The organism is Paenibacillus sp. MZ04-78.2 (assembly GCF_024213375.1).
Taxonomy (GTDB): Bacteria; Bacillota; Bacilli; order Paenibacillales; family NBRC-103111; genus Paenibacillus_G.
Genome location: NZ_JANAVJ010000001.1, coordinates 44,183 through 66,871, shown reverse-complemented (window position 1 = coordinate 66,871; position 22,689 = coordinate 44,183). Strand labels below are relative to the sequence as shown.

Sequence of the window (22,689 nt, the reverse complement as noted above, 5' to 3'; positions counted from 1 at the left end):
CTTATCCATGGCAATCAAAATCATCGTGAAGGACCCTGACCCGGTGCTGCGCGAAAAATGCAGGCCCGTTCCTCAAATTACGCCGAACATTCATAAGCTGCTGAACGACATGGCGGATACGATGTACGATGCGGAGGGCGTAGGACTGGCCGCTCCGCAGATCGGCATTCTCAAACGGGTCATCGTCATGGACGTCGGCGACGAGCACGGCTTGATCGAGCTGATCAACCCGGAGATCATCGAGCGGGAAGGGGAGCAGTTCGGACCGGAGGGCTGCTTAAGCATTCCCGGATTTACGGGGGATGTGAAGCGGGCCGCCCGTGTGAAGGTGCAAGGTCTCAACCGCAACGGCGAGGAGATTGTCATCGAAGGGACCGAGCTGCTGGCCCGCTGCATTCAGCATGAGGTGGATCATTTAAACGGGGTGCTGTATACGGACTTGGCGGAAAAAATGTATCGCAGCGAGCAACAGGATCGTGATGACGCATGAGAGTGATTTTTATGGGCACGCCGGATTTCGCCGTGCCGTCTCTGCAGACGCTGCTGAACGATAAAAATCTGGAGGTCGTCGCGGTCGTCACGCAGCCGGATCGTCCGGTCGGGCGCAAACGCGTACTTACGCCGACCCCCGTCAAGGTCGAGGCGGAGAAGCACGGCCTGCCCGTGCTTCAGCCGGAACGGCTGCGCCGCCCGGAGTCCGTGGAGGCGATCCGCACTCTGCAGCCGGATCTGATTGTGACGGCGGCCTTCGGGCAAATTTTGCCGAAATCGGTACTTGAGCTGCCGAAGCTGGGCTGTATTAATATTCACGCGTCGCTGCTCCCCAAATACCGCGGCGGGGCGCCGATCCATTACGCCGTGATGAACGGCGATGCCGTTACCGGCGTCACGATCATGTACATGGCGGAAGGGCTGGATACCGGCGACATGATCAGCAAGATCGAGGTGCCGATCGAGGACAGCGATACGACCGGCACGATGTTCGACAAGCTGAGCTTGGCCGGAGCGAAGCTGCTGGAGAAGACGCTGCCGGATTTGCTGGAGGGCCGCGTGCAGCCGGTGCCGCAGAACGATGCGGAGGCGGTATATTCGCCGAACATCACTCGCGAGCTGGAACGGATCGATTGGACAAATACTGCGATGCAGCTGTGGAATCTGGTGCGGGGGCTGCATCCCCGGCCGGGAGCTTATACGCTGTGGAACGGCGAAGTATTGAAAATATGGACGTGCGCCAAGCCCGCCGAGTCGGATCGGGCACCTGACGGCGTACAGCCGGGCACCGTGCTGGAAGCGGGAGAACGGGGAATCGCCGTGGCTGCCGGACAAGGCGTGCTGCGGATCACCGAGCTGCAGCCGGCGGGCAAGAAGGCCATGGACGCCGCCGCGTTCGCGCGAAGCGGACAGCTGGCGCCGGGCACTGTGCTTGGGACATCGGGCGCTTGAGCTGTGAGATGCTGTGAGCGATAGAAGAAAAGCGGAGGAATTATGAGCGAAACGAATCAACCGTCCTCCGGACGGACCAAACAGGCGGGAGCGGCAGGAGGCAAACGTACCGGCGGCGTGGCTTCGGGTGGAGCTCGTGGGAGCCGTCAGGGGAATGTGCCCCGGGCAAGCAAAGGCCCGGTTCAAGGCTCGGCCAGGGAAGCGGCGCTTGACGTGCTAGTGCGGATCGAACAGGACCGTTCGTACAGCAATTTGCTGCTCAACCAGACGCTGCAAAAGTACAGGCTGGACAAGCCGGACGCGGGGCTCGCAACCGAAATCGTATACGGAACGGTGCAGCGGCTCGGCACGATCGACTTTTTCCTGGAGCGGTTCGTCAGTAAAGGGCTGGCGAAGCTGCAGCCGTGGGTTCGCAACCTGCTGCGGCTGAGCTTTTACCAACTGCACTATTTGGACCGGATTCCGGACCATGCGATCGTCAACGAAGCGGTCAATATCGCCAAGCGGCGGGGCCATCAAGGCATCTCCGGCATGGTCAACGGCGTGCTGCGCAGCGTGCTCCGCAGCAAAAGCGAGCTCGTCCTGCCGGCCGGGCTGCCGGCCGAGCGGCGCATCGCGCTTGCGCAGTCGCATCCGGAGTGGCTGGTGCGGCGCTGGGTCCGCGAGTTCGGCGAGCAGACGGCCGAACGGCTCTGCGAGGCCAACAACACGCCGCCGCGCGTGAGCCTTCGCGCGAATGCGCTGAAGCTCGGCCCGGTCGAGCTGGCCGAGCGGCTGCGGCAAGGAGGGCTCGAAGCGGAGCCCTCCGCCGTTGCGCCCGCCGGCGTGATCGTGCGCGGTGGCGGCAACATGGCCCTCGCGCCGGACTTTGCGGCGGGCCTGTATTCGGTCCAGGACGAGAGCTCCATGCTCGTCGCGGAATGGGTGGACCCGCAGCCGGGCGAGCGGGTGCTGGACTGCTGCGCCGCGCCCGGCGGCAAGACGACGCACCTTGCGGAGAAGATGGGCGACCGTGGCGAAATCGTCGCTTGCGACGTCCACGAGCATAAGCGGAAGCTCATCGAGGAGCAGGCGGAGCGCCTCGCTCTGCGGTCGATTCGGACGTTGACGGCCGATGCGCGCCGGTTGGCGGAGCATTTTGCCCCGGAAAGCTTCGACCGCATCCTGCTCGACGCCCCCTGCTCGGGGCTTGGCGTCATCCGGCGGAAGCCGGATATGAAGTGGAGCAAGAGCGAAGCTGAACTAACGGAGATCTGCGATATCCAGCGGGAGCTGCTGGAAGCGGTACATCCGCTGTTGAAGCCGGGCGGCGTGCTGGTATACAGCACGTGCACGGTGGAGAAAGCAGAGAACGAAGACATGATCCGCGAATTTTTGGAGCGTCATCCTTCGTTTGCGCCGGATCTGCCCGAGGTGCAGGAGACGCTCAGGGAGCGGTTGGACGAGGGGCTCGCTGCGGTGCGGATCATGCCATATGATTACGGCTCGGACGGCTTTTTTATCGCCCGGCTGCGCAAGCGAGCATAGAACCGCAAAATGTGGTAAAATAAAACGTGGCTTTTTCGGCGGAATGTCCCCCGATAGGGCTTCACTATAGACTAAACAGGTCGTGATGCATACATGAATGAAATAGAAAGCAGATGGCAGCCGAAAAATGAAAAGCCGTACGTCTATGACTTTATTCTGGAGGATTGGCAGCAATGGGTCAAGGACAACGGTGAGGCGGGCTTTCGCGCCGGCCAAATTTTCGATTGGCTGTATGTGAAAAGAGTTTCAAGCTTCGACGAGATGACGAATCTGCCGAAAACGCTCCGGGATCGGCTTAAGGAGCAGTTCGACTTCGTCACGCTCACGGAAGTGGCGCATTACCGTTCGAAGGACGGGACCGTCAAGTTTTTGTTCGAGCTTAGCGACGAGAATGCCATCGAAACGGTCATCATGAAGCACAGCTACGGGAACAGCATCTGCGTAACGACGCAGGTCGGTTGTCGGGTCGGCTGTACGTTCTGCGCCTCGACGCTCGGCGGATTGAAGCGGAACTTGACGTCCGGCGAGATCATTGCTCAGGTGGTCAAGGCGCAGCAGCTTTTGGACGAAACGCAGGAGCGGGTCAGCAGCATCGTCATCATGGGGATCGGCGAGCCGTTCGAAAATTACGACGCGGTGATGAAGTTTCTCAAGGTGATGATCCATCCGAAGGGGCTGAATATCGGCCAGCGGCACATTACCGTATCGACCAGCGGCATCGTTCCGAACATTTACCGGTTTGCTGACGAGGATACGCAGATCAATCTGGCGATTTCGATCCATGCGCCGAACGATGCGCTGCGTTCCAAGCTGATGCCGGTCAACCGCCGGTACCCGTTTGCCGAGCTGATCGAAGCCTGTCAATATTACGTCGCAAAAACCGGACGGCGCATTACGTTCGAATACGCGCTGATGGGCGGCGTAAACGATCAGGCCGAGCACGCGGAGGAGCTGGCGAAAGTATTAAAAGCATTTCCGATGGCGCACGTGAACTTGATTCCGGTCAATTTCGTTTCCGAGCGCGACTATGTGCGTACGCCCCGGAATGATATCTTCACGTTCCAACGCATTCTGGAACGCAACAAAATCAACGCCACCATACGCCGGGAGCAGGGTAGCGATATCGCGGCCGCCTGCGGGCAGCTGCGGGCGAAGCATATGGAGTCGGGTGCGAGGTGAAGCAAGCGATGCTGAGATTGGCTTATCAATCCGATATCGGCCGGGTACGGGCGGTCAACGAGGACCGCGCAGCCGTTCAAGAGGACTTGAACGGCTGGACCCTCGCCATTGTCGCGGACGGCATGGGAGGCCATCAGGCCGGAGATATCGCAAGTCAGATGGCGGTGGAGCTTATCCCGCTGAAGGTGAAGTCCTCGGACCCGAACCGGTCGTCCGAGGAACGGCAGCATAAATTGAAGGAAGCGGTCGAAACCGCCAACGATATCATTTTCGAGTTTGCGTCCGGGCGCGAAAATTACCACGGGATGGGGACGACCGTCGTTGCCGTGCTGGCGAACGACGAGCGGGCCGTTATCGCGCATATCGGCGACAGCCGCGTATACCGGATTCACGACAGGCAGATCGAGCAGCTAACGCAGGATCATTCGCTCGTCAACGAACTGGTTAAAAGCGGCCAGATCACCCGCGAGGAAGCGAGCCATCATCCGCGGCGCAACGTCTTGACGCGGGCGCTCGGAACCGAGCCGACGATCGAAGTGGATGTGCAGGAAATCGGTTGGGGCCCCGGAGACTTGCTGCTGCTGTGCAGTGACGGACTAAGCAGCTTGGTTGAGCCGGGCCAAATGCTCCAAACCGTGAAGGAGACAGACGGCTTGGAGCACAAGGTAGACCGCTTGGTCCAGGCTGCGCTGGATGCCGGGGGCGACGACAACGTAACGGTGCTGCTGATCGAGAACGGGCCGGGTTCGGTGGTACAAGACGACGGGGAAGCGGGGTGAGGAAGGAATGATCGGTAAGCAGCTAGGAGGACGCTACGAGATTTTGGGACGCGTCGGCGGCGGCGGAATGGCCATCGTATACAAAGGACTCGATATTTTATTGCATCGGCATGTCGCCGTGAAGGTGCTGCGCCAGCAGTACGTGCACGATGAAGAATTCATTCAGCGTTTTCGCCGCGAAGCGCAAGCCGCCGCCTCCTTGTCGCATCCGAACGTGGTCAGCATATACGACGTCGGCCAAGAGGAAGACATCCATTACATCGTGATGGAGTATGTCGAGGGAACGAACTTGAACGAGCAGATTAAGGAAATAGCTCCGCTGCAGGTGGAGGAAGCCGTTCATATTGCGAGCCAGATTTGCGACGCCCTCGATCACGCGCATCATAATCAGATCATTCATCGGGATATTAAGCCTCACAATATTTTGATCGGCAAAAACGGCCGCGTCAAAGTGACCGATTTCGGGATCGCCCGCGCCGTCACTTCTTCCACGATTACGCAGACCGGCTCTGTCGTCGGCTCGGTTCATTATTTTTCGCCCGAGCATGCCAAAGGGACGCCGACCGGCGAGCAATCGGACTTGTACTCTCTCGGGATTGTCATGTACCAGATGCTGACAGGCCGGCTGCCGTTTCTCGGCGAAAGTCCGATCAGCGTAGCCTTGAAGCATTTGCAGGAGGATGTCGAGGAGCCCCGCAAGGTGAATCCGCTCATCCCGCAAAGCGTGGAAAACATCATTCTGCGCGCGATGCGCAAAAGCACGTCCGAGCGGTACCGTTCGGCCAAAGACATGATGAGCGACCTCGAGTCATGCCTGTTGCCGCACCGCCGCAACGAGCCGAAAGTCAACTTTTTGGACGACGACGAGCTGGATGAGGAAAAGACGCGGGTCATGCCTGCGCTGCGGCCGGGACAATACGCCGTTGTGGAGGATGACGACGATGCGCCCCGCGCGAAGGAGACGCCGCCGCCCGAGAAGCAGAAAAAGGGCTGGGTCAAGCCATTGGTCTGGTTCGTGGTGCTTATGGCGCTTGTCGGCGGGATGTGGTATGCAGTCAAGTACGTGCAGCAGAATTTAACGGTGCAACGGGTCGATATCCCGAATGTGGTAGATAAGCCGCTTGCTGAAGCTAAGAAAATATTAGAGGACAGCAAGCTTCAAGTGGAAGCGGATTATCAGAATGATGATGCAAAGCCGAAAGATATTGTCATCCAGCAAAGCCAGGCGAATAATCAGGTTATCGTGGGCACGATGATCAAGCTGACTGTCAGCGCGGGGCCTACAAGCAAAAAAATGCCCGATGTTACAAACCTAAAGCTGGCGGACGCCAAAACAAAGCTGGTCTCCTCCGGCTTCGATCTGAAAAATATCAAGATCGATCAACAGTTTCTGGAAGCCGAGCCGGAAACGGTGACGTCTCAGAAGCCTGCGCCCAATGAGGAGTACACGATTCCGGACAATATCAAGGTCGAGCTGACCGTTAGCAAAGGCCGGGAAACGTTCAAAATGCCGAACCTGATCGGCAAAACGGAAAACGAAGCCAAAACGATCCTTAGCGCAAAAGATCTGAAGCTTTCCAAGGACGGGATTGTCCGCCAGCCGAGCTACAAGCAAAGCAAGGGCCGTGTAACGAAGCAATTTCCGTTCGAGCCAGACGACGATGTGATGCCGGGTACGGAAATTACGCTGACCGTCAGCTCCGGTCTTCCGCCGGAAGCGGGACAGATGACCGTGCCCGTGCAGATTAAGCCGTCCAAGGAAGGGCAGGCAGGTACGGCCAAAGTCATCCTGAGCGATGCGGCGGTCGAAAACTCGGAATACCAGAAGCTTACGAACGTGACCAAGACGGAAACGCTTGAGGTGAAGCTGGTCGTTTCGCCGGACAAAGATGCGACGATCCAGATTCGCGGGGATAACATTCAGAACGATTCGATGACGATCACTTATAAGGATTATCAGGATCAAAAAAGCGGCAACATTCAGTCGAACAGTGCCGGTACGTCACCTAATGCGGATACCGGGACGAACGGCGGCGGGAAGACCGAGCAGTCGGCGACTCCGGCTTCCGGCACGGGCGGCGCGAGCGGCAAGCCGGTGAAACAGGGAAGCGGCGGAACGACGTCACCGCCGACCGGACAGAACGGAGGCGCAGCGACGGCTCCGGCCGGAAATACGACAGGCACAGGAGGCACGAATCCATAATGCCAACCGGATTAATCGTGAAGGCGCTAAGCGGATATTATTATGTGCTTGCCGACGACGCGCAAACGACCGAATCGGTGCGATGTCGGGCGAGAGGCATTTTCAAGAAGCGCGGCATTTCGCCGCTTGTCGGCGACCGCGTGGTGTTCGGGCTGACGGAGAACGGGGAAGGAATGGTTGACGAAATTCTTCCCCGCTCCTCCGAGCTGATCCGGCCGCCGGTGGCAAATATCGATTTGGCCGTACTGGTGTTCTCGGTGACCGAGCCGGCGCTTAATTTGCCGCTGCTGGACAAGTTTCTGGTTCATACGGAAAGCGCCGGACTCGATACGCTGATCTGCTTGACCAAGCATGATCTCATGTCCGAAGGAAGTTCGCCTGACAGCGTTTCCGAACAATTGGCGCCGGTGATCCGGCTCTACGAATCGGTCGGCTACCCGGTGCTTGTGACAAGCGCCAAGGAAGGCATCGGCGTGAGCGAAGTATACGATCGGCTGGCGGGCCGCATCGGGGTGTTCGCGGGGCAGTCCGGCGTCGGGAAGTCGTCGCTGCTCAACGCCATGGTGCCGGGGCTGTCGCTGGAAACGAACGAAATCAGTATGAAGCTCGGACGGGGCAAGCATACGACGCGCCACGTCGAGCTGATCCGGCTGCAGAACGGCGGAGTTATCGCCGATACGCCGGGCTTTAGCCAGCTTGACTTTTTGCAGGTGGATGCAGAGGGGCTTAGCGGGGCTTTCCGGGAATTTGCGTCTTATGCCGCAGCGTGCCGCTTCCGCGGCTGCCTGCATCTGCACGAACCGGGCTGCAAGGTTCAGGAGGCCAAAGAAGAGGGCCATATCGCCGTATCAAGGTACAACCATTACATTCAATTTTTGAACGAGATTAAAGACAAAAAGAGGAGGTACTAGGATGCTGCATATCGCTCCTTCGATCTTATCCGCCAACTTTTCCAAGCTGGGTGAAGAAATTGCCGACGTCGAGCGCGGCGGGGCCGACTGGATTCACGTCGACGTGATGGACGGACATTTCGTGCCGAATATTACGATCGGACCGCTGGTGGTGGAAGCCATCCGTCCGATAACGAAATTACCGCTCGACGTGCATCTGATGATTGAGCAGCCGGACCGCTACATCGCCTCGTTCGTTCAGGCAGGCGCAGACCTTATTTCGGTTCACGCCGAGGCATGCGTCCATCTGCACCGGACACTTCATTATATTAAGGAGCAGGGCGTCAAAGCGGGCGTCGTGCTGAATCCGGCCACTTCGCTCCATGCTTTGGAGCATGTGCTTGAGGAAGGGCTGCTCGACTATGTGCTGCTGATGACGGTTAACCCCGGCTTCGGCGGGCAGAAGTTTATTTCCGCGACGTTGCCCAAAATCGCCGGACTGCGCCGCATGTTGGACGAGCGGGGACTTCAGCACGTGGACATCGAGGTCGACGGCGGTATCAACACCGAGACGGCCAAGCTCGTTGCCGAAGCGGGCGCCAATGTGCTCGTTGCCGGGAATGCGGTATTTAACCGGCCGGACCGTGCCGAGGCGATCCGCGCGATCCGGGAAGTCGGGAGCGGCCGGTAAAATGCGGGCGCTGCAAATTTTTGCCTTCAGTTTGCTATGCGCCGCCCTGCTGTTTGTGTTTTCCATTATCGACGGCGTGGTGAAGTTTGCCTTTTCGCTGGGGGCTATATACGTCGGTATCCAGTTTTTTAAGCGATACGAGACGCGCGGCCCGCGCATTGCATTCGTCTTGATCACGATCTTATTTTACTTTATTTATTCGGTGTTCTACGCGGTGTATTTGGCTATTCAGCAGCAGCAGGCTGCGGTTTGAGAAAAAAGAAACAAAACCCGGACGTGCATAACCGGCGCGGGGGTCGCATATACATGGTTACAAAAGTACGGCTTCCGGCTTTTGTAGCCTTTTTTGTTTTTTCGGTGCCCGGAATTTGCATGGCACGTTTTGGGGAGCAGCGGAATATACTTTTAACGAGGTGGTTTACTGCGCGCATGGCTCGAGGTCGGCTTTGCGTCGCAAAGCCAAGCGATGCTGACTTTGCTGCGCAAAGTCTGGAGGGAGGGTGCAAAATGAAATTTTACACTATCAAGCTTCCGAAGTTTTTGGGTGGGTTTGTGAAGGCTGTACTTAATACATTCAGCAAAAACTGAAGGTACGCCCGTCCATACTTAGGCGCTGGCTGCCGGGCTAGGGCAGGCGCCGCACCCAGGATCAACGGCTCAGCCGTCCTTGTCTTGCAAGACAAGCGCGTTTGTCAAGGATTCATTCTTGCCAACTAAAAAAAGCACCTGAGCCAGGTGCTTTTTGTCTGCGGACGCAGATTACACGCGAGTTACTTTTCCGGATTTCAGGGCTTTCGTGCTCACCCAAACGCGTTTCGGTTTGCCGTCGACCAGAATGCGAACCTTTTGAACGTTGACACCCCAAGTGCGTTTCGCTTTGTTGTTCGCATGGGATACGTGGTTGCCGGTACCCGGGCCTTTACCTGTGATAAAACATTTGCGGGACATTGATTACACCTCCTTAAAGCTTACACGCTTCAAAAACACACTTAAACATCATATCACAGCGGCCTAAACGCCGTCAACGCAGCTTCTTCGTTTTCTTCCCCTGGGGCCTGCGTTTTATTTATTTCTTGCGGCGAATATAGTACAATGATTCGTAGTCCATGCTAATTTTGGGATCGAAGGAGCTGTATGGAGATGACAATCGAACTGGCTTCAGAATATGGAAAAATCTATGTTACGGACGAAGTAATCGCCTCACTTGCGGGTTCGGCGGCGTTGGACTGCTACGGACTAGTCGGGATGGCTTCGCTCAATCTCAAGGACGGTATTGCTGAACTGCTGCGCGTGGACAATTTGCGTCGGGGAGTCGAGGTTCGCCGCAACGAGCAGGATGTCCTGACCATTGATTTATATATCGTTGTCAGCTATGGCACGAAAATTTCGGTCGTGGCGCATAACGTGCAGAGCAAAGTAAAATACATGCTCGAAGAAGTCGCGGGCCTGCAAGTGGCTAACGTGAACATTTTTGTCCAAGGCGTGAGGATTGCGGAATGAGACCTGTGATGACAGCGGTTGTGGCCGAAACATGTTATGGATCGCCAACAGGGTTATAGCGAAAGGGGAACGGTCTTTTGGGTAGGCGCTTAAAAGAAATGAATGGACAAGATTTCATCCGAATGGTAGAAGCGGGAGCGCATAGGCTGACGACGAACACAGAGCGGGTCAATGCGCTCAACGTCTTTCCGGTACCGGACGGCGATACGGGCACGAATATGAATTTGACCTTGACTTCCGGGGTGGAAGAGCTCCGGCGCCGTCCGTCGGACCACTTGGGTAAAACAGCTGAAGCGCTTGCCAAAGGCTTGCTGATGGGCGCTCGCGGCAACTCGGGCGTGATTTTGTCACAGTTGTTCCGCGGTTTCGCCAAAGCCGTATCTGACCTGCCTTCGGCCAATGCCCAGCAGGTGGCTGCGGCGTTTCAGAACGGCGTGGATATGGCCTACAAAGCCGTTGTCAAGCCTGTGGAAGGTACGATTCTGACCGTAGCCAAGGAAGCGGCGAGGCAGGGCGTACAGACCGCTAAGCGGCAGCCGGATGTCGCTGTCGTGATGGCGGAATTGCTGGATAAAGCGAAAGAGGCGCTGGCTAAAACACCGGACATGCTTCCCGTGCTGAAGCAGGTGGGCGTCGTCGATTCGGGCGGACAAGGGCTTGTGTATATCTACGAGGGCTTTGTGTCCGTTCTGGACATGGAGGAGGAAGCGCCTGCGGAGGAGCCGCCCGATATGCCGTACGTCGCTTTTGGCGCGGTGCAGCCGCTGGAGGAGACGCTTGAGTCGGTTGCGGCGGCGTTTGATTTTACAGGTCACGAGCGTGTGCAAGCAAAGCTGGCGACGGAGGATATCGAGTTCGGCTATTGTACGGAGTTTATGGTGACGCTGAATCCGGGTAAGCTGAACGGCCGCAAGTTTGACGAGGCTCTGTTCCGCGAGGAGCTGTCTGCCTTCGGCGATTCCCTGCTTGTCGTGGCCGACGACGATTTGGTCAAAGTACACATCCATGCGGAATTCCCGGGCAGCGTTATGAATCTGGCCCAGAATTACGGCGATCTTAGCCGGATCAAAATTGAAAATATGCGCGATCAGCATACGCATCTTCTGATGGAGGAGGCCGGACCGTCCGGTGCGGTCGCGGCATTGGCCAAGGCGACGCATTTGCTGGACGCGGCCAGAGAGCTCGAACTCGGCAAGCCGACCGTCCATGCGGCGAACGGTCCGTCCCGCGAGCTTAAGCCGTACGGCTTTGTTGCCGTATCCGCGGGGGAAGGCATCTCCGGTATTTTCGGCAGCCTGGGTGTCGACCGGATTCTGCACGGCGGACAAACTATGAACCCGAGCACCGAAGATATCGTCCGCGCCGTCAGCGAGGTCGAAGCGAGAACGGTGTTCGTGCTTCCGAACAATTCGAACATCATCCTGGCTGCGCAGCAGGCCGTGGAGCTTGTGGAGGATAAGCAGGTTGTCGTTGTTCCCAGCAAGTCGATTCCGCAAGGCATTGCCGCTGTCATCGCATTCCAGGAGGAGGCGGCTCCCGAAGAAAACATCGGCGAAATGCAGCGGGCGCTGCAGCAGGTACAGGCCGGTCAAATCACCCATGCCGTACGCGACACGCAAATGGACGGGATCGATATTAAAGAGGGCGACTATATCGGCATTCATAACGGCCGCATCGTTTCCTCGGCCCCGGACCTCGTCGATTCCTGCAAAAAGCTGATCGACTCCATGCTGGATGCGGGTGCGGAGATCGTGACTTTGTATACCGGAGCGGATGCGGTGCAGGAGCAGACCGAGGAGCTTGTCGGGTATGTCGAACAAACGTATCAAGAGGTGGAAGTTGAAGTGCAGGATGGCGGACAGCCGCTCTATTACTACATCATTTCCGCGGAATAAGCGGTTCGTTTTCAAAGCTATGTCTTTAGATCAAAACTTTACAAAGAATTGAGGGAGGCTATTGAGCCAGGTTCGTATTGTAACGGACAGCACGGCGGATATTCCGGCCGACCTGCGGGAGCGGCTCGGCATTGAGATGGTGCCGCTTAAAGTATTGTTCGGCTCGGAGGCATTTCGCGACGGGGTCGATATGGGTCCGGAGCAATTTTATGACAAGCTGTCCTCGTCCGGTATTTTTCCGACCACATCGCAGCCGTCGCCGGCCGATTTCATCCAAGTGTATCAGAGGCTTGCGGCGGAAGGCGCCGACTCGATCATCTCGATTCATTTATCATCGCAGATGAGCGGTACGTACCAGTCCGCCCTCGTGGCGAAATCGTTGATCGACGAGAAGGCGGATATCGAGGTGGTAGATAGCCGGTCGGCTTCCATTGGCATCGGCATGCTCGTCATAGCTGCCGCAGAAGCGGCAAAGCAGGGGAAGAGCAAGTCGGAAATTTTGGAACGGATTGCGTCGCTGCGCCAAAGCTTCGGGCTTTATTTTTTGGTGGATACGCTCGAGTATTTGCATAAGGGCGGACGGATCGGCAAGGCTGCGGCACTCTTCGGCTCCTTGCTTAATATTAAGCCGATTCTGTCGGTCAACGATGACGGAGTCGTGTTCTCCGTCGATAAGGTTCGCGGACAGAAGAAAGCGATGAACCGGATCGTCGAGCTGCTGCAGCAGGATTACGCCAGCAAACCGATCGATTTGGTCGTGGCTTATACGACCGGACGCGAGACGGCGGAGCAGTTTTGCGCTCTGCTGAAGCAGCATTTTGATGTAAAAAGCGTGCACTACACGCATATCGGGCCCGTCATCGGAGCGCATGTCGGACCCGGAACCGTAGCGACCATTGCCATACCGGTCTGATATGACCTTGGATCTTTATTCGCTTCCGGTCACGAAGGTGTCCGGCGTCAAAGGCAAGAAGCCCGAGGAGCTGCTTGCGCTCGGCATCTCGAGCGTCGGAGAGCTCCTCGATTATTATCCTTTCCGCTACGAGGATTACACGCTTCGCGATTTGACGCAGGTGAAGGACGGAGACCGGATTACGGTGCAGGGCACGGTCGCGGGGGTTCCCCAGGTGCAAATGTACGGGCGTACCAAATCGCGCATGACCTGCAAAATCGTAGTCGATCCGCTCTTCATTACGGCCGTCTGGTTCAACCGCCATTTTTTGAAGGACAAGCTGACCGCCGGTACGGATATCGTCTTGACCGGAAAATGGGACCAGAAGCGGCTGCACTTGACCGTGACGGAGGTGGAATTCCCGGGCCGCGGCACGTCGCAGACCGGGACGCTGCAGCCGGTTTATTCGATAACGGGATCGATTACGCAAAAGTGGTTTCGGCAAACGACGAAGCAAGCGCTGCTGCAATTCGGCGATCTCATTTCCGAGGTGCTTCCAGGCAAGCTGCTGCGCAAATACAATCTGTTGCCCCGCAAGCAGGCGGTCGCCCTGCTGCATCTGCCGGGCAGTATGGAGCAGGGGCAGCGGGCGAGACGCCGGATGGTGTACGAGGAACTGTTCTTGTTCCAGCTCAAGATGCAGGCGTACCGCTCGCTGAATCACGACCGGGCGGACGGGGTCGCACACCCCGTAGATTTGCCGGCTGTCCGCGCGTTTGTACGCGCGCTGCCGTTCACATTAACGGCTTCCCAGAAAAACGTGCTGGCCGAAATTCTTCATAATTTGCAGCAGCCTTTCTGTATGAACCGCCTGCTGCAGGGCGATGTGGGCGCGGGAAAAACCGTCGTCGCGGCGGTGGCGCTTTTTGCTGTCGTCAAGGCCGGCTATCAAGGCGCGCTTATGGTGCCGACGGAAATTCTTGCGGAACAGCACAAGCGCTCGCTCGACCGCTTGTTCGAGCCGTACGGCATCCAGACGGCGCTGCTGACCGGCAGCTTGACGGAGCGGCAGCGCCGGGATGTGCTCGGCTCGCTGCAGATGGGGATGATCGACATCATTGTCGGCACCCATGCGCTCATTCAAGAGGATGTGTTTTTCCGCCGGCTCGGACTCGTCGTTACGGACGAGCAGCATCGCTTCGGCGTACAGCAGCGCAGCATACTGCGCCGTAAAGGGATGAATCCGGACGTGCTCACGATGACGGCGACGCCGATTCCGCGGACGCTCGCGATTACCGCTTTTGGCGATATGGACGTCTCGACGCTGCGGGAGCTCCCTAAGGGACGCAAGCCGATTCAGACGTATGCGGTGACGCACAATATGCTGGAGCGCGTCCTTGGCTTTATTCGCCGCGAGGTGGCCGCAGGGCGGCAAGCGTATGTCATCTGTCCGCTGATCGAGGAATCCGAGAAGCTCGACGTGCAGAACGCGATTGATGTGCACGCGCAGCTTCAATTTGCTTTTCCGGAATATAAGGTCGGGCTGCTGCATGGACGGATGGCCCCGGCGGAGAAGGACGGTGTGATGCGCGAGTTCAGCCAAGGCCAGCTTCATGTCCTGGTCTCGACGACGGTTATTGAGGTCGGCGTGGACGTGCCCAACGCTACGCTGATGGTCGTCTATGACGCCGACCGGTTCGGACTATCGCAGCTTCACCAGCTGCGGGGCCGGGTCGGACGGGGCGAGCACCAATCGTACTGCGTGCTGATTGCCGATCCGAAGAACGAAGTCGGCAAGGAACGGCTGAAGGCGATGACGGACACGAACGACGGCTTCGAGATTGCGCGCCGTGACCTCGAATTGCGGGGGCCCGGAGATTTTTTCGGCACGAAGCAGAGCGGGGTGCCGGATTTCCGGCTCGCCGACATGGTGACCGACTTCGAAGTGATGGAACAGGCAAGGGACGATGCGGCCGAGCTTGTCAAGCAGCCGGATTTCTGGACCGAGGCCGACTACGTGCCGCTGCGTCACTATTTGCAGCGCGAGCACATCTTCGACAGCGAGATGCTGGATTAGGTGATAGCCTGCTTGACGCTCCGCCTGCGGCGTGAAGGGGAAAGACGGCGAAAGAATTAGGTACACAAGACCAAGCCCTCCGACATAGACTTACTGTATGGTTGTTGTAAGTCCTATTTGCAAGAACGCGGAGGTGTGCGGCATGAGCTATACGCAGTACGGCTTTGATCCTGCGCAAATCGAGCGGATCAAGCTGAAGATGAAAAATCCGGAGACGAAAGAACGGGTCAAAATGATTTTGCAGGGCGTGACGAAGTACGATTTGCAGGACCGCGTGAAGGTTCGTCGGTTCGTCGGCATGCTGACGAAGGCACTTGGCGAAAGAGTCACCGAGCAGCAGACCGAGCAGCTCGTTCAGTTCGTTATCTCGCAAAAAATCGATCCGAACAATGCATTTCATCTGATTAAACTGTGGAGCATGTTCCGCTAAGCGGGCATGTTCTTTTTTTTCTTCGAAACACTGGGCTCCCGCCCAATTGTCAAATGAAGCGGAGCAGGCTATAATGCTGATAGATTGCTAGATTGTGGAAAGGGGAACGATATCGATATGTCTACTTCGGAATCTTCATCTTCATCCAAAGAAAAAGCAATGTCCCGCCGCGAGCTGCTGGCCACGATGGGCACGGCGACGGCCGGCATCATCTTGGCCGCCGGTACGGGTTGGAGCGGTACGGCCGCGGCGGAGCCGATGCCCAATCCGATGCAAAATCCGGGGTTTCGCCCGGAATCGGTCGCCTGGATCAACGTGAAAGCCTACGGAGCGCAAGGCTCGGGTCGTTTTGATCAAAACGACGCACCAGCGATTCAATCGGCCGTCGAAGCGGCGGCGCCTTTGGGAGGGACCGTGTATTTTCCGCCCGGGCGCTACATTCTGAGATCCGCCATTATGCTAAGGCCGAATGTGCGTTTGGTCGGAGATGGGCCGGGCGCATCCATACTGAAGGCGGCGGAGCCGAATCTATCTATGGTGATGGGGCTCAGTACGAAGAAGAATGCGGTCGAAGGGCTTGGCTTCGAAGGCATGGGCGCCATATCGCCGGCAAATTACAAGATGACGGAACGCGGCGTTTATTTTGAAAAATGCGAATACGTCTCCGTTCGGAATTGTTTGTTCACCGGCATCGCCAACGGCGTATGGTTCAGCGACAGCCGGCACGTCTCGGTTAGCCAAAGCGTGTTCTCCCAGCTAATCGCTTACGAAAACTTTTACGAAGGCCATGGGATCTTTGCCGAGTCGGCGGCGAATTTCCGGCTGACGGATAACCGGTTTCATTTGTTGAAAAGACCCTGCATCTATATTTCCGCAGGCAGCTCGTATTCGATCGTCTCCGATAACGTGGCGCAGCAATGCGACGATGCCTTCATCGTGATATCTTCCAAACTGAAGCCGAGCTCGTACCACCGGATCGAAGGCAATGTATTGTCGGCGGAAGGGCTGGGAAACGGCGCTTATGCCGGCAAGCAGGGCATCGTGCTGCGCGATTACTGCACGGACAATGTGATCGTCCATAACATCATTTCCCGGGCAAAAGAATCCGGCATCTCGCTGACGGGCGACGGTGCGGCAGATGGCGAGCGGCCGTTCGGCAACATCGTTTCCGGCAACAAAATCGATCAGACCGGGCGCGGTATCGTTCTGCTGAACAGCGATGTTACTACGGTGACGGGCAACGATGTGCGGCGGGTCCAAACCGGTATTGCCCTTGAAACGTCCGGCAATGCCGATGGCTCCTTCAGCCGGCACAATCTCGTCACGGGCAATATGCTGTCCCGCTGTTCGGCGGCCGCCATCCAGATCGCCGGCAGCCGCTGCGAAAATAACACGGTGTACGGCAATGCCGGTACGGGTAACGGCGAAATGCTGGCCGATCAAGGGAAGGATACGTCGAAGACGGGCTTTTAACCTCTGAAACTGAAACGTACAATCCCGGAATGGGGATAACTCGGCAAGCGGACAGCCGGTCGGAGAAATGAACATCCCGACCGGCTGTCTGTTTTGCCACAAATCGTTTTGTTTTGATGTGATCTAGATCACAAAAGCGTTTCGGGCGTCCTTGTATACTTTCTTATGAAGGTAACGAAATCCGCAATGATGAAATGAGGGATAACGAATGTTAAACGAACAGACGATCCGCATTATTCAATCGACGGCTCCGCTTTTGGAGTCGAAGGGGACTGCGGTCACGAAACGATTTTATGAAATTTTGTTTGCCGAGCATCCGGAGCTGCTGAACGTTTTCAACCATGCGAACCAAAAGCAGGGGCGTCAGCAGACGGCGCTGGCGAATGCCGTGTATGCCGCTGCCGTGCATATCGATAATTTGGCTGCCATTCTGCCTGTAGTGAAGCAGATCGGGCATAAGCACCGGAGTCTTGGAGTAAAGCCCGAGCATTATCCGATCGTAGGCCGGACGCTGCTGACGGCCATGCGGGAGGTGCTCGGCGAGGCAGCTACGGACGAGGTGCTGCAGGCGTGGGAAACCGCCTATGGCATCATTGCCGACGCCTTCATCGGCGTAGAGGCGGAAATGTATGTCCAGGCCGAGCGGCAGGCGGGCGGCTGGGAAGGATTCCGGGCGTTCCGGGTGGAGCGCAAGCAAAAGGAAAGCAGCGTCATTACGTCGTTTTATTTGGTTCCGGTCGACGGCGGCGCGATTGCCTCGTTCGAGTCTGGGCAGTATGTTAGCGTGAAGCCGGAAATGCCCGGCGAGACCTACACGCATATCCGGCAATACAGCTTGTCCGATGCGCCGGGCAAGCCGTATTACCGCATCTCCGTCAAACGTGAGGACGGCGCGCCGGAGCACCCGGCCGGCAAAGTATCCGTCTTCCTTCACGAGCATGTGAACGAAGGCGATACGCTATGGCTGACCGCTCCTGCCGGAGATTTCACGCTCGATACCTCCGACCTGCGCCCGGTCGTATTGCTGAGCGGCGGCGTCGGTCTGACTCCGCTGCTCAGTATGCTGAAAACGCTCGGTGAAACGGCGCCGGACCGGCAGGTCACGTTCATTCACGCGGCCCTGAACGGTGAGACGCACGCGATGCGCGCCGAGGTGGAAGAGCTGGCCCGCAGGTATCCGGGCTTCTCGTACCGCTTTTGCTACCAATCGCCGACCGCTGCCGATCAGGCGGAGCGGACGTTCCACAAGGAGGGCTACATTGATCTGGAGTGGTTGCAATCCGTCGTTCCTTCGCCGGATGCCGCGTTCTATTTCTGCGGACCGGTGCCGTTCATGAAGACGGTCAACCGGATGCTGCAAGCATGGGGCGTACGTAAGGAAGACGCGCGTTACGAGTTTTTCGGACCGGCGGGTTCGCTGGAGGAAGCCGGGGAACCAGCGGCTCAGGCACGCCGCTAAAATGCAGATTGGATAAACAAAGGAACTGTATGATTAGCGTCGGCGTTTGTTATCATCCCGGACCTGCAAGGCAGCGCGATTGCCTGCTTGAGCACGAAGCAGACGATTGACCGTCTCGCGGCGCAGCCCGATAAACTGGCCGATTTCCTCCTGTGTCAGCAGATTGGTCAAACGGGCCGGGGCAATATAGGCTTCGAACCAGGCTTGCAGCTTCGCCAGCTTATCCGCAGGCGCAAGCTGCGTTAGTTGATCGATTCGCTGCTGCATCATTCGCAGCTTGTTCTCCAGCAGCATGGCGATCTCAAGACACGTTTGCGGTTCCCGTTGAAGCTTGGCATACCATTCTTGGGCGGGAAGCGTTTCAATCTCGCAGGTCATAAGCGCAATCGCGGTTCCGTAATATTCTTTCGGACTGATTAAGGAATGATGAGGGATCGTTTCGCCCGGAACGATAATATTGACCAAGACGGGATGTCCGTCCTCGTGAATGCGGACAATTTTAAGCAGGCCGCTCCTGATACGGTACAGCGGTCCGGCTTCTCCTTGGCGAAACAACGTTTCGCCCTTGTGCAGCAGCATACGTCTTCACCTTTGCTTCCAATTTTTGGCGTTCCGTCTCTGTCGAGGCGGGACGCTTTTCTTTTTCCGATTATAGCACGATCCGAGGTCACGCTCATAGTGAAACAAGACTAGAACGGCGTACACAAGTGTAATTCATTTGCCGTATTGCTCCATGAATTTTGCAACGTCTTTTAAATAATTGGTCAAACGCACGCTGATCTCTGATCGAACGACATCACGAACGATACCGAATCGTTCTTCGTAACCTCGGCACATGATTTTGTAATAAATAACCAGGTCAATCTGCTCGTCGTTGATCACTTTAATGTTTCGTTTGCTTAATTCCCGACGTAACGAGTACATGTCTTTATGGATTTGGTTCATCACGGTTTGCGCCGCGATCAAATATAACCGTTTTAAAATATTTGTTGAGGTTCTTATTTCCTCAATACTCCGCTCAATCATGGTTAACATATGAGGCAGCAGAATGTAATCCCGAGCCATGGTGTATTCTTCGGACGTCGGTCGGGACGTTTTGGAATCATGACGCGCCTCATATTGCTCCGTATGTTCCGTTAGCGTCATTTTCGACTGCCAGCGACCATTCCCGTCTAGTTTGCTCATGCCCAGTGCCCTCCTATTTGAGCTGCCCTTTCGAATGCCTGAGCCGTTTTTAACAAGGACGATGCACGGATAATAGCTGTTGGTCCAAACCTCTCTTTTAGCGCATCGACTGCTTTTTCACGGCGAATCAATCGTTCTCGATCCTCAAATAAATCAAGTTGGTAAACATCATCTTTCGAAAGGTCGGTGAGCGTAATATGCAAATGAGTAAGAGGCAAGCCCTTCCAGTGCTCCAAAAAGAGTGAGCGTATAGCCGGGCCGATTTCATGTTCCAAATGGGTAGGACGCGGCAATGTTTTTTGCCTTCCGAAGCCTGAAGACCGGTACCCGTCGGTTTCTGCGGCTCCCACGGCAACGACTCTGCCCATATATCCGTAGCGCCTGGCACGGCGGCAAACCTCCACGATCAGTTCGATCATAAGGGGTTCAATGTCTTCGATCGTTCGATAGGCTTGCCATTTTAATGCCCTGCCGTGGTTGATCACTTTAATTTGGCTTCGCATTCCGGTGACAACGGGACTCGGGTCGATGCCGTTCGCCGTTTGCCAGTAATATTCCGCTTGAATGTCACTTTGCCGGCCCATACGGAAACGCATCCGTTTTTTGAATTCGCCGAGATCGAGACGCGCTATATCGCCAATGGTGTGTAAGCCCATGCGGGCAAAATGGGAAGTCATTCGCCCGGCTACCATAAACATTTGATGGACAGGCAGGGGCCAAAGTTCTTTTTCGATATTGTCATGGGTAAGTTCAAATATACCTGCAGGTTTCTTTTTTGCGAAATTATCCGTAGCCATTTTGGCAAGAATTTTGTTGGGGCCGATACCGACGCGGGACCATACTCCGGTTGAAAGCTTTACCCTTGTTTGTATCAAACGGGCAATCTCTTCAGCAGAGCCGAACAAGGCCAAAGATCCTGTCACATCGAGAAACTGTTCATCGATGGAGAACGGTTCAACTTGATCTGTAATGGATTCGAAAATTTCTGTAATGAGCAGGGATACCGAGATATACGTTTGCATTCGTGGCCGTATGACGACCAAATCCGGGCATTTGGCCAGCGCTTCACCGACTCTTTCCGCTGCAGTTACACCGCGTGATTTTGCAATCGGACAGGCGGCTAAAATAATTCCACTACGGCGTGCCGGATCACCAACCGCAACGGGTTTATCCCGATATTCCGGGTGCGCCGCTTTTTCGATACTCGCGTAAAAACTTTGCCCATCTGCCATGAGAACCGTTCGTTGCATTTCATCACCTGCGAATATATGTTCGTATTTAATTATTATATACAGAACACACGTTCCTTATGCAAAGGTAAATAATTGAAATTGCCGGGGATGATCAAAAAAACCTCCGGAATCAAAATCCGGAGGTTGTATAATTGTTTTTACGATGCAAGCCATCTAGCTGTCTTTGCTCTCTGTTTCCTTCGCTTCGAGCAATTCGTCAATTACGAAGTTATAATCGTGATAATCGGTTTTCAGGACTTTATATTTGGAAGTGAAGCTCTTTGTTTTGCTGCTGCCATCGCCATAAGAGATTTTGTACTTTTCCGATGTCGTAACGATGAAGGTGGAATCGTCCAATTTTTCTGCCGACTTGGCTTCGTTAAGGGTCATGGATTCCTTGATTCCTTTGTTTTTCAGGTATTGCATGTAATTCGCCTGTTCTTGGTGTTTTTTTGAACTCAAATACGGCGTCACGACCTTGATGTCGTCTGTGGACAGGGCCCACATGCTTTTCGCCAGGAAAATCTCGACCATCGCCTTGGCCATTTCCTCATCGCCGGATGGCTTCGCCGGACTCTGCGGAAGCGGTTGGGGATTAATTTCGCTTTTCGTCAGATCGGCTGATTCGGCCCCTGTCAATTCCACATACTTGGCCAGCATGCTGGCGGCTTCGGTTGCACGATTTCTTTGTTCGGTCCCGCTTTTCTCCAAATATTTTCTATCGGACTCGGCGCTATTGGCCGCCTTGTAGGCAGCATCGATATATTCGTAGGGATAGGTATGACCTTGCGCCAGCTGCTTGTTTTTCTTGATGGCGGAAATATTGCGCTCATAGCTGCTCTCCATATATTTATTACTACTTGCAGCCTCATGCGCAGCCTGCATTTCCGTCAAATATTTGCCGCGGTAGGTCAAAGCATCGACGAACTTGGATTGAATATCTTTTAATTTTGCCGATAAAACTACGCTGAGCATTTCGTCCTTCAGCTTGTTGTTTTTTTCGACGAGAGCGTCGATTGTGCTATAAATGGTATACGTATCGTCTTTGGGCTTCTTTAACTGTCTGATTTCCGAATCGATGTTGTCGCTTCGCTGTATGACACTCTGAAGCTTTTCGATATCCTTCAATCGATCTTTGTACTCCGCGAGTGCATTGTCCAAGTTAAGACTGGGGTAATCCTTCTTTTCCGCCGTAAGCGAAGCGTACTTGGGATTGCTGTTCAATTCTTTCACTTGAGCTTCAAAATTGATTGTTGATTTGGAATTTTCATAAAAGCTGACGATTTCCTTAAGCGTTTTTTTGTCGACAGGAGGCGTTTCTATTTGCTTTTTGAATGCGGAGCCCGCTGCCTGAATCGATTCAAAATCCTGATTGTATTGCCTGACCAACGAATCGTATTTCAAGTTATTCGTGAGCTTGTAGGTGATTCCACCGGCCGCTGCCAATACAACGAGAAGCGAGCTCAAGATGATGATCAGCTTCTTATTTGATTTTTTTGCCGCTGTTCCCGTCTCCTCAGACGTTGCCGGGTTGTTTGTCTTATTTTCCATACTTGTCATTACTCCCATTCCGATTTAGTTAAGGGGCTTCCATGATGTGGGAACCTTCTTTAGAAAGAATTTCAATATAAAGTGCGATTTTCCTTCATGATTCGACAAAAAATCGACAAAAAAACGTAACGGATGGAAGAAACCATGCCAAATGGATTATGGACGAACCTACCTGCATCTTGAGCAAACTGGAGTTGAAAAAGACGCAGCAGCCGGGTAAAAAATAAGCAGTACGCTTGCCGATGTTCAGGCCAACGTACTGCTTTTGTGCTTCGGACCAACT

General features: G+C 55.5%; 22 protein-coding genes. 17 read left to right on the top strand and 5 right to left on the bottom strand.

Translation table 11 applies throughout. The features are described from left to right. Positions 1-7 precede the first annotated feature (7 nt). The 10 genes from def to spoVM all read left to right on the top strand — a co-directional run bounded on the left by def (position 8) and on the right by spoVM (position 9,300). Positions 8-490, top strand: coding sequence for a peptide deformylase (gene def, locus NLX71_RS00355; protein WP_254361525.1), 483 nt, complete (start codon positions 8-10; stop codon positions 488-490). After that, a complete protein-coding gene (fmt, locus tag NLX71_RS00350) occupies positions 487-1,443 on the top strand; it encodes a methionyl-tRNA formyltransferase (RefSeq protein ID WP_254361524.1) in 957 nt (318 codons plus the stop codon). Before def ends, fmt begins: the two co-directional genes overlap by 4 nt. A gap of 42 nt (positions 1,444-1,485) precedes the next feature. Further along, positions 1,486-2,970, top strand: a complete 1,485-nt coding sequence (gene rsmB, locus NLX71_RS00345; protein ID WP_254361523.1) for a 16S rRNA (cytosine(967)-C(5))-methyltransferase RsmB — start codon at positions 1,486-1,488, stop codon at positions 2,968-2,970. A 93-nt stretch (positions 2,971-3,063) separates the two neighbouring features. After that, complete coding sequence (rlmN, locus tag NLX71_RS00340; RefSeq protein ID WP_254361522.1) at positions 3,064-4,149, top strand: dual-specificity RNA methyltransferase RlmN; 1,086 nt, start codon at positions 3,064-3,066, stop codon at positions 4,147-4,149. Positions 4,150-4,157: 8 nt separating this feature from the next. After that, positions 4,158-4,928, top strand: a complete 771-nt coding sequence (locus NLX71_RS00335; protein WP_254361521.1) for a Stp1/IreP family PP2C-type Ser/Thr phosphatase — start codon at positions 4,158-4,160, stop codon at positions 4,926-4,928. Between the two features lie 7 nt (positions 4,929-4,935). Beyond that, positions 4,936-7,131, top strand: coding sequence for a Stk1 family PASTA domain-containing Ser/Thr kinase (gene pknB / locus NLX71_RS00330; protein WP_254361520.1), 2,196 nt, complete (start codon positions 4,936-4,938; stop codon positions 7,129-7,131). Further along, positions 7,131-8,042: a ribosome small subunit-dependent GTPase A gene (gene rsgA / locus NLX71_RS00325; protein WP_254361519.1), complete on the top strand. Its 912-nt coding sequence runs from the start codon at positions 7,131-7,133 to the stop codon at positions 8,040-8,042. The genes pknB and rsgA overlap by 1 nt, the downstream gene beginning before the upstream one ends. 1 nt (position 8,043) lies before the next feature. Continuing rightward, positions 8,044-8,712 (top strand): ribulose-phosphate 3-epimerase, encoded by a 669-nt coding sequence (rpe, locus tag NLX71_RS00320; RefSeq protein WP_254361518.1) that lies wholly within the window; start codon positions 8,044-8,046, stop codon positions 8,710-8,712. A 1-nt stretch (position 8,713) separates the two neighbouring features. Continuing rightward, positions 8,714-8,965, top strand: a complete 252-nt coding sequence (locus NLX71_RS00315; protein WP_254361517.1) for a hypothetical protein — start codon at positions 8,714-8,716, stop codon at positions 8,963-8,965. A gap of 254 nt (positions 8,966-9,219) precedes the next feature. Beyond that, positions 9,220-9,300, top strand: a complete 81-nt coding sequence (gene spoVM / locus NLX71_RS00310) for a stage V sporulation protein SpoVM (protein WP_014652194.1) — start codon at positions 9,220-9,222, stop codon at positions 9,298-9,300. A gap of 171 nt (positions 9,301-9,471) precedes the next feature. Here spoVM and rpmB read toward each other — a convergent pair whose 3' ends face one another. Continuing rightward, positions 9,472-9,660 carry a 50S ribosomal protein L28 gene (rpmB, locus tag NLX71_RS00305; RefSeq protein WP_010498258.1) on the bottom strand — a complete coding sequence of 63 codons (189 nt, stop codon included), beginning with the start codon at positions 9,658-9,660 and terminating at the stop codon, positions 9,472-9,474. A gap of 192 nt (positions 9,661-9,852) precedes the next feature. Between rpmB and NLX71_RS00300 the strand changes: the two genes are divergently transcribed. The 7 genes from NLX71_RS00300 (at position 9,853) to hmpA (ending at position 18,438) form a co-directional block, all read left to right on the top strand. After that, positions 9,853-10,212 (top strand): Asp23/Gls24 family envelope stress response protein, encoded by a 360-nt coding sequence (locus NLX71_RS00300; RefSeq protein WP_254361516.1) that lies wholly within the window; start codon positions 9,853-9,855, stop codon positions 10,210-10,212. Positions 10,213-10,310: 98 nt separating this feature from the next. Continuing rightward, a complete protein-coding gene (locus NLX71_RS00295) occupies positions 10,311-12,107 on the top strand; it encodes a DAK2 domain-containing protein (RefSeq protein ID WP_254361515.1) in 1,797 nt (598 codons plus the stop codon). Positions 12,108-12,168: 61 nt separating this feature from the next. Then, a complete protein-coding gene (locus NLX71_RS00290) occupies positions 12,169-13,020 on the top strand; it encodes a DegV family protein (RefSeq protein ID WP_254361514.1) in 852 nt (283 codons plus the stop codon). A 1-nt stretch (position 13,021) separates the two neighbouring features. Beyond that, positions 13,022-15,076: an ATP-dependent DNA helicase RecG gene (gene recG / locus NLX71_RS00285; protein ID WP_254361513.1), complete on the top strand. Its 2,055-nt coding sequence runs from the start codon at positions 13,022-13,024 to the stop codon at positions 15,074-15,076. A gap of 142 nt (positions 15,077-15,218) precedes the next feature. Next, on the top strand, positions 15,219-15,506 hold the full coding sequence (locus NLX71_RS00280; RefSeq protein ID WP_254361512.1) for a stage VI sporulation protein F: 288 nt from the start codon (positions 15,219-15,221) through the stop codon (positions 15,504-15,506). A gap of 117 nt (positions 15,507-15,623) precedes the next feature. Next, positions 15,624-16,979, top strand: a complete 1,356-nt coding sequence (locus NLX71_RS00275) for a right-handed parallel beta-helix repeat-containing protein (protein WP_254361511.1) — start codon at positions 15,624-15,626, stop codon at positions 16,977-16,979. Between the two features lie 208 nt (positions 16,980-17,187). After that, positions 17,188-18,438: an NO-inducible flavohemoprotein gene (gene hmpA, locus NLX71_RS00270; RefSeq protein ID WP_254361510.1), complete on the top strand. Its 1,251-nt coding sequence runs from the start codon at positions 17,188-17,190 to the stop codon at positions 18,436-18,438. Between the two features lie 33 nt (positions 18,439-18,471). Here the strand turns inward: hmpA and NLX71_RS00265 are convergent, their stop codons facing one another. The 4 genes from NLX71_RS00265 to NLX71_RS00250 form a co-directional block, all read right to left on the bottom strand. Then, positions 18,472-19,017 (bottom strand): Crp/Fnr family transcriptional regulator, encoded by a 546-nt coding sequence (locus NLX71_RS00265; protein ID WP_254361509.1) that lies wholly within the window; start codon positions 19,015-19,017, stop codon positions 18,472-18,474. A gap of 135 nt (positions 19,018-19,152) precedes the next feature. Continuing rightward, positions 19,153-19,623: a YhjD family protein gene (locus NLX71_RS00260; RefSeq protein WP_254361508.1), complete on the bottom strand. Its 471-nt coding sequence runs from the start codon at positions 19,621-19,623 to the stop codon at positions 19,153-19,155. Continuing rightward, on the bottom strand, positions 19,620-20,873 hold the full coding sequence (locus tag NLX71_RS00255; protein ID WP_254361507.1) for a DNA polymerase IV: 1,254 nt from the start codon (positions 20,871-20,873) through the stop codon (positions 19,620-19,622). Before NLX71_RS00255 ends, NLX71_RS00260 begins: the two co-directional genes overlap by 4 nt. 156 nt (positions 20,874-21,029) lie before the next feature. Then, the gene (locus tag NLX71_RS00250; protein WP_254361506.1) at positions 21,030-22,406 is read right to left on the bottom strand and encodes a TcaA NTF2-like domain-containing protein; all 1,377 of its coding nucleotides are present in this window, start codon (positions 22,404-22,406) and stop codon (positions 21,030-21,032) included. Positions 22,407-22,689: the final 283 nt, after the last annotated feature.

Coding starts and splice junctions, on each gene's coding strand:
- def (WP_254361525.1), top strand. CDS start 8: ATGGCAATCAAAATCATCGTGAAGGACCCTGACCCGGTGCTGCGCGAA.
- rsmB (WP_254361523.1), top strand. CDS start 1,486: ATGAGCGAAACGAATCAACCGTCCTCCGGACGGACCAAACAGGCGGGA.
- NLX71_RS00275 (WP_254361511.1), top strand. CDS start 15,624: ATGTCTACTTCGGAATCTTCATCTTCATCCAAAGAAAAAGCAATGTCC.
- NLX71_RS00260 (WP_254361508.1), bottom strand. CDS start 19,623: ATGAGCAAACTAGACGGGAATGGTCGCTGGCAGTCGAAAATGACGCTA.
- fmt (WP_254361524.1), top strand. CDS start 487: ATGAGAGTGATTTTTATGGGCACGCCGGATTTCGCCGTGCCGTCTCTG.
- spoVM (WP_014652194.1), top strand. CDS start 9,220: ATGAAATTTTACACTATCAAGCTTCCGAAGTTTTTGGGTGGGTTTGTG.
- rpe (WP_254361518.1), top strand. CDS start 8,044: ATGCTGCATATCGCTCCTTCGATCTTATCCGCCAACTTTTCCAAGCTG.
- rpmB (WP_010498258.1), bottom strand. CDS start 9,660: ATGTCCCGCAAATGTTTTATCACAGGTAAAGGCCCGGGTACCGGCAAC.
- recG (WP_254361513.1), top strand. CDS start 13,022: ATGACCTTGGATCTTTATTCGCTTCCGGTCACGAAGGTGTCCGGCGTC.
- rsgA (WP_254361519.1), top strand. CDS start 7,131: ATGCCAACCGGATTAATCGTGAAGGCGCTAAGCGGATATTATTATGTG.
- NLX71_RS00335 (WP_254361521.1), top strand. CDS start 4,158: ATGCTGAGATTGGCTTATCAATCCGATATCGGCCGGGTACGGGCGGTC.
- rlmN (WP_254361522.1), top strand. CDS start 3,064: ATGAATGAAATAGAAAGCAGATGGCAGCCGAAAAATGAAAAGCCGTAC.
- hmpA (WP_254361510.1), top strand. CDS start 17,188: ATGTTAAACGAACAGACGATCCGCATTATTCAATCGACGGCTCCGCTT.
- pknB (WP_254361520.1), top strand. CDS start 4,936: ATGATCGGTAAGCAGCTAGGAGGACGCTACGAGATTTTGGGACGCGTC.
- NLX71_RS00250 (WP_254361506.1), bottom strand. CDS start 22,406: ATGGAAAATAAGACAAACAACCCGGCAACGTCTGAGGAGACGGGAACA.
- NLX71_RS00315 (WP_254361517.1), top strand. CDS start 8,714: ATGCGGGCGCTGCAAATTTTTGCCTTCAGTTTGCTATGCGCCGCCCTG.
- NLX71_RS00300 (WP_254361516.1), top strand. CDS start 9,853: ATGACAATCGAACTGGCTTCAGAATATGGAAAAATCTATGTTACGGAC.
- NLX71_RS00280 (WP_254361512.1), top strand. CDS start 15,219: ATGAGCTATACGCAGTACGGCTTTGATCCTGCGCAAATCGAGCGGATC.
- NLX71_RS00295 (WP_254361515.1), top strand. CDS start 10,311: ATGAATGGACAAGATTTCATCCGAATGGTAGAAGCGGGAGCGCATAGG.
- NLX71_RS00255 (WP_254361507.1), bottom strand. CDS start 20,873: ATGCAACGAACGGTTCTCATGGCAGATGGGCAAAGTTTTTACGCGAGT.
- NLX71_RS00265 (WP_254361509.1), bottom strand. CDS start 19,017: ATGCTGCTGCACAAGGGCGAAACGTTGTTTCGCCAAGGAGAAGCCGGA.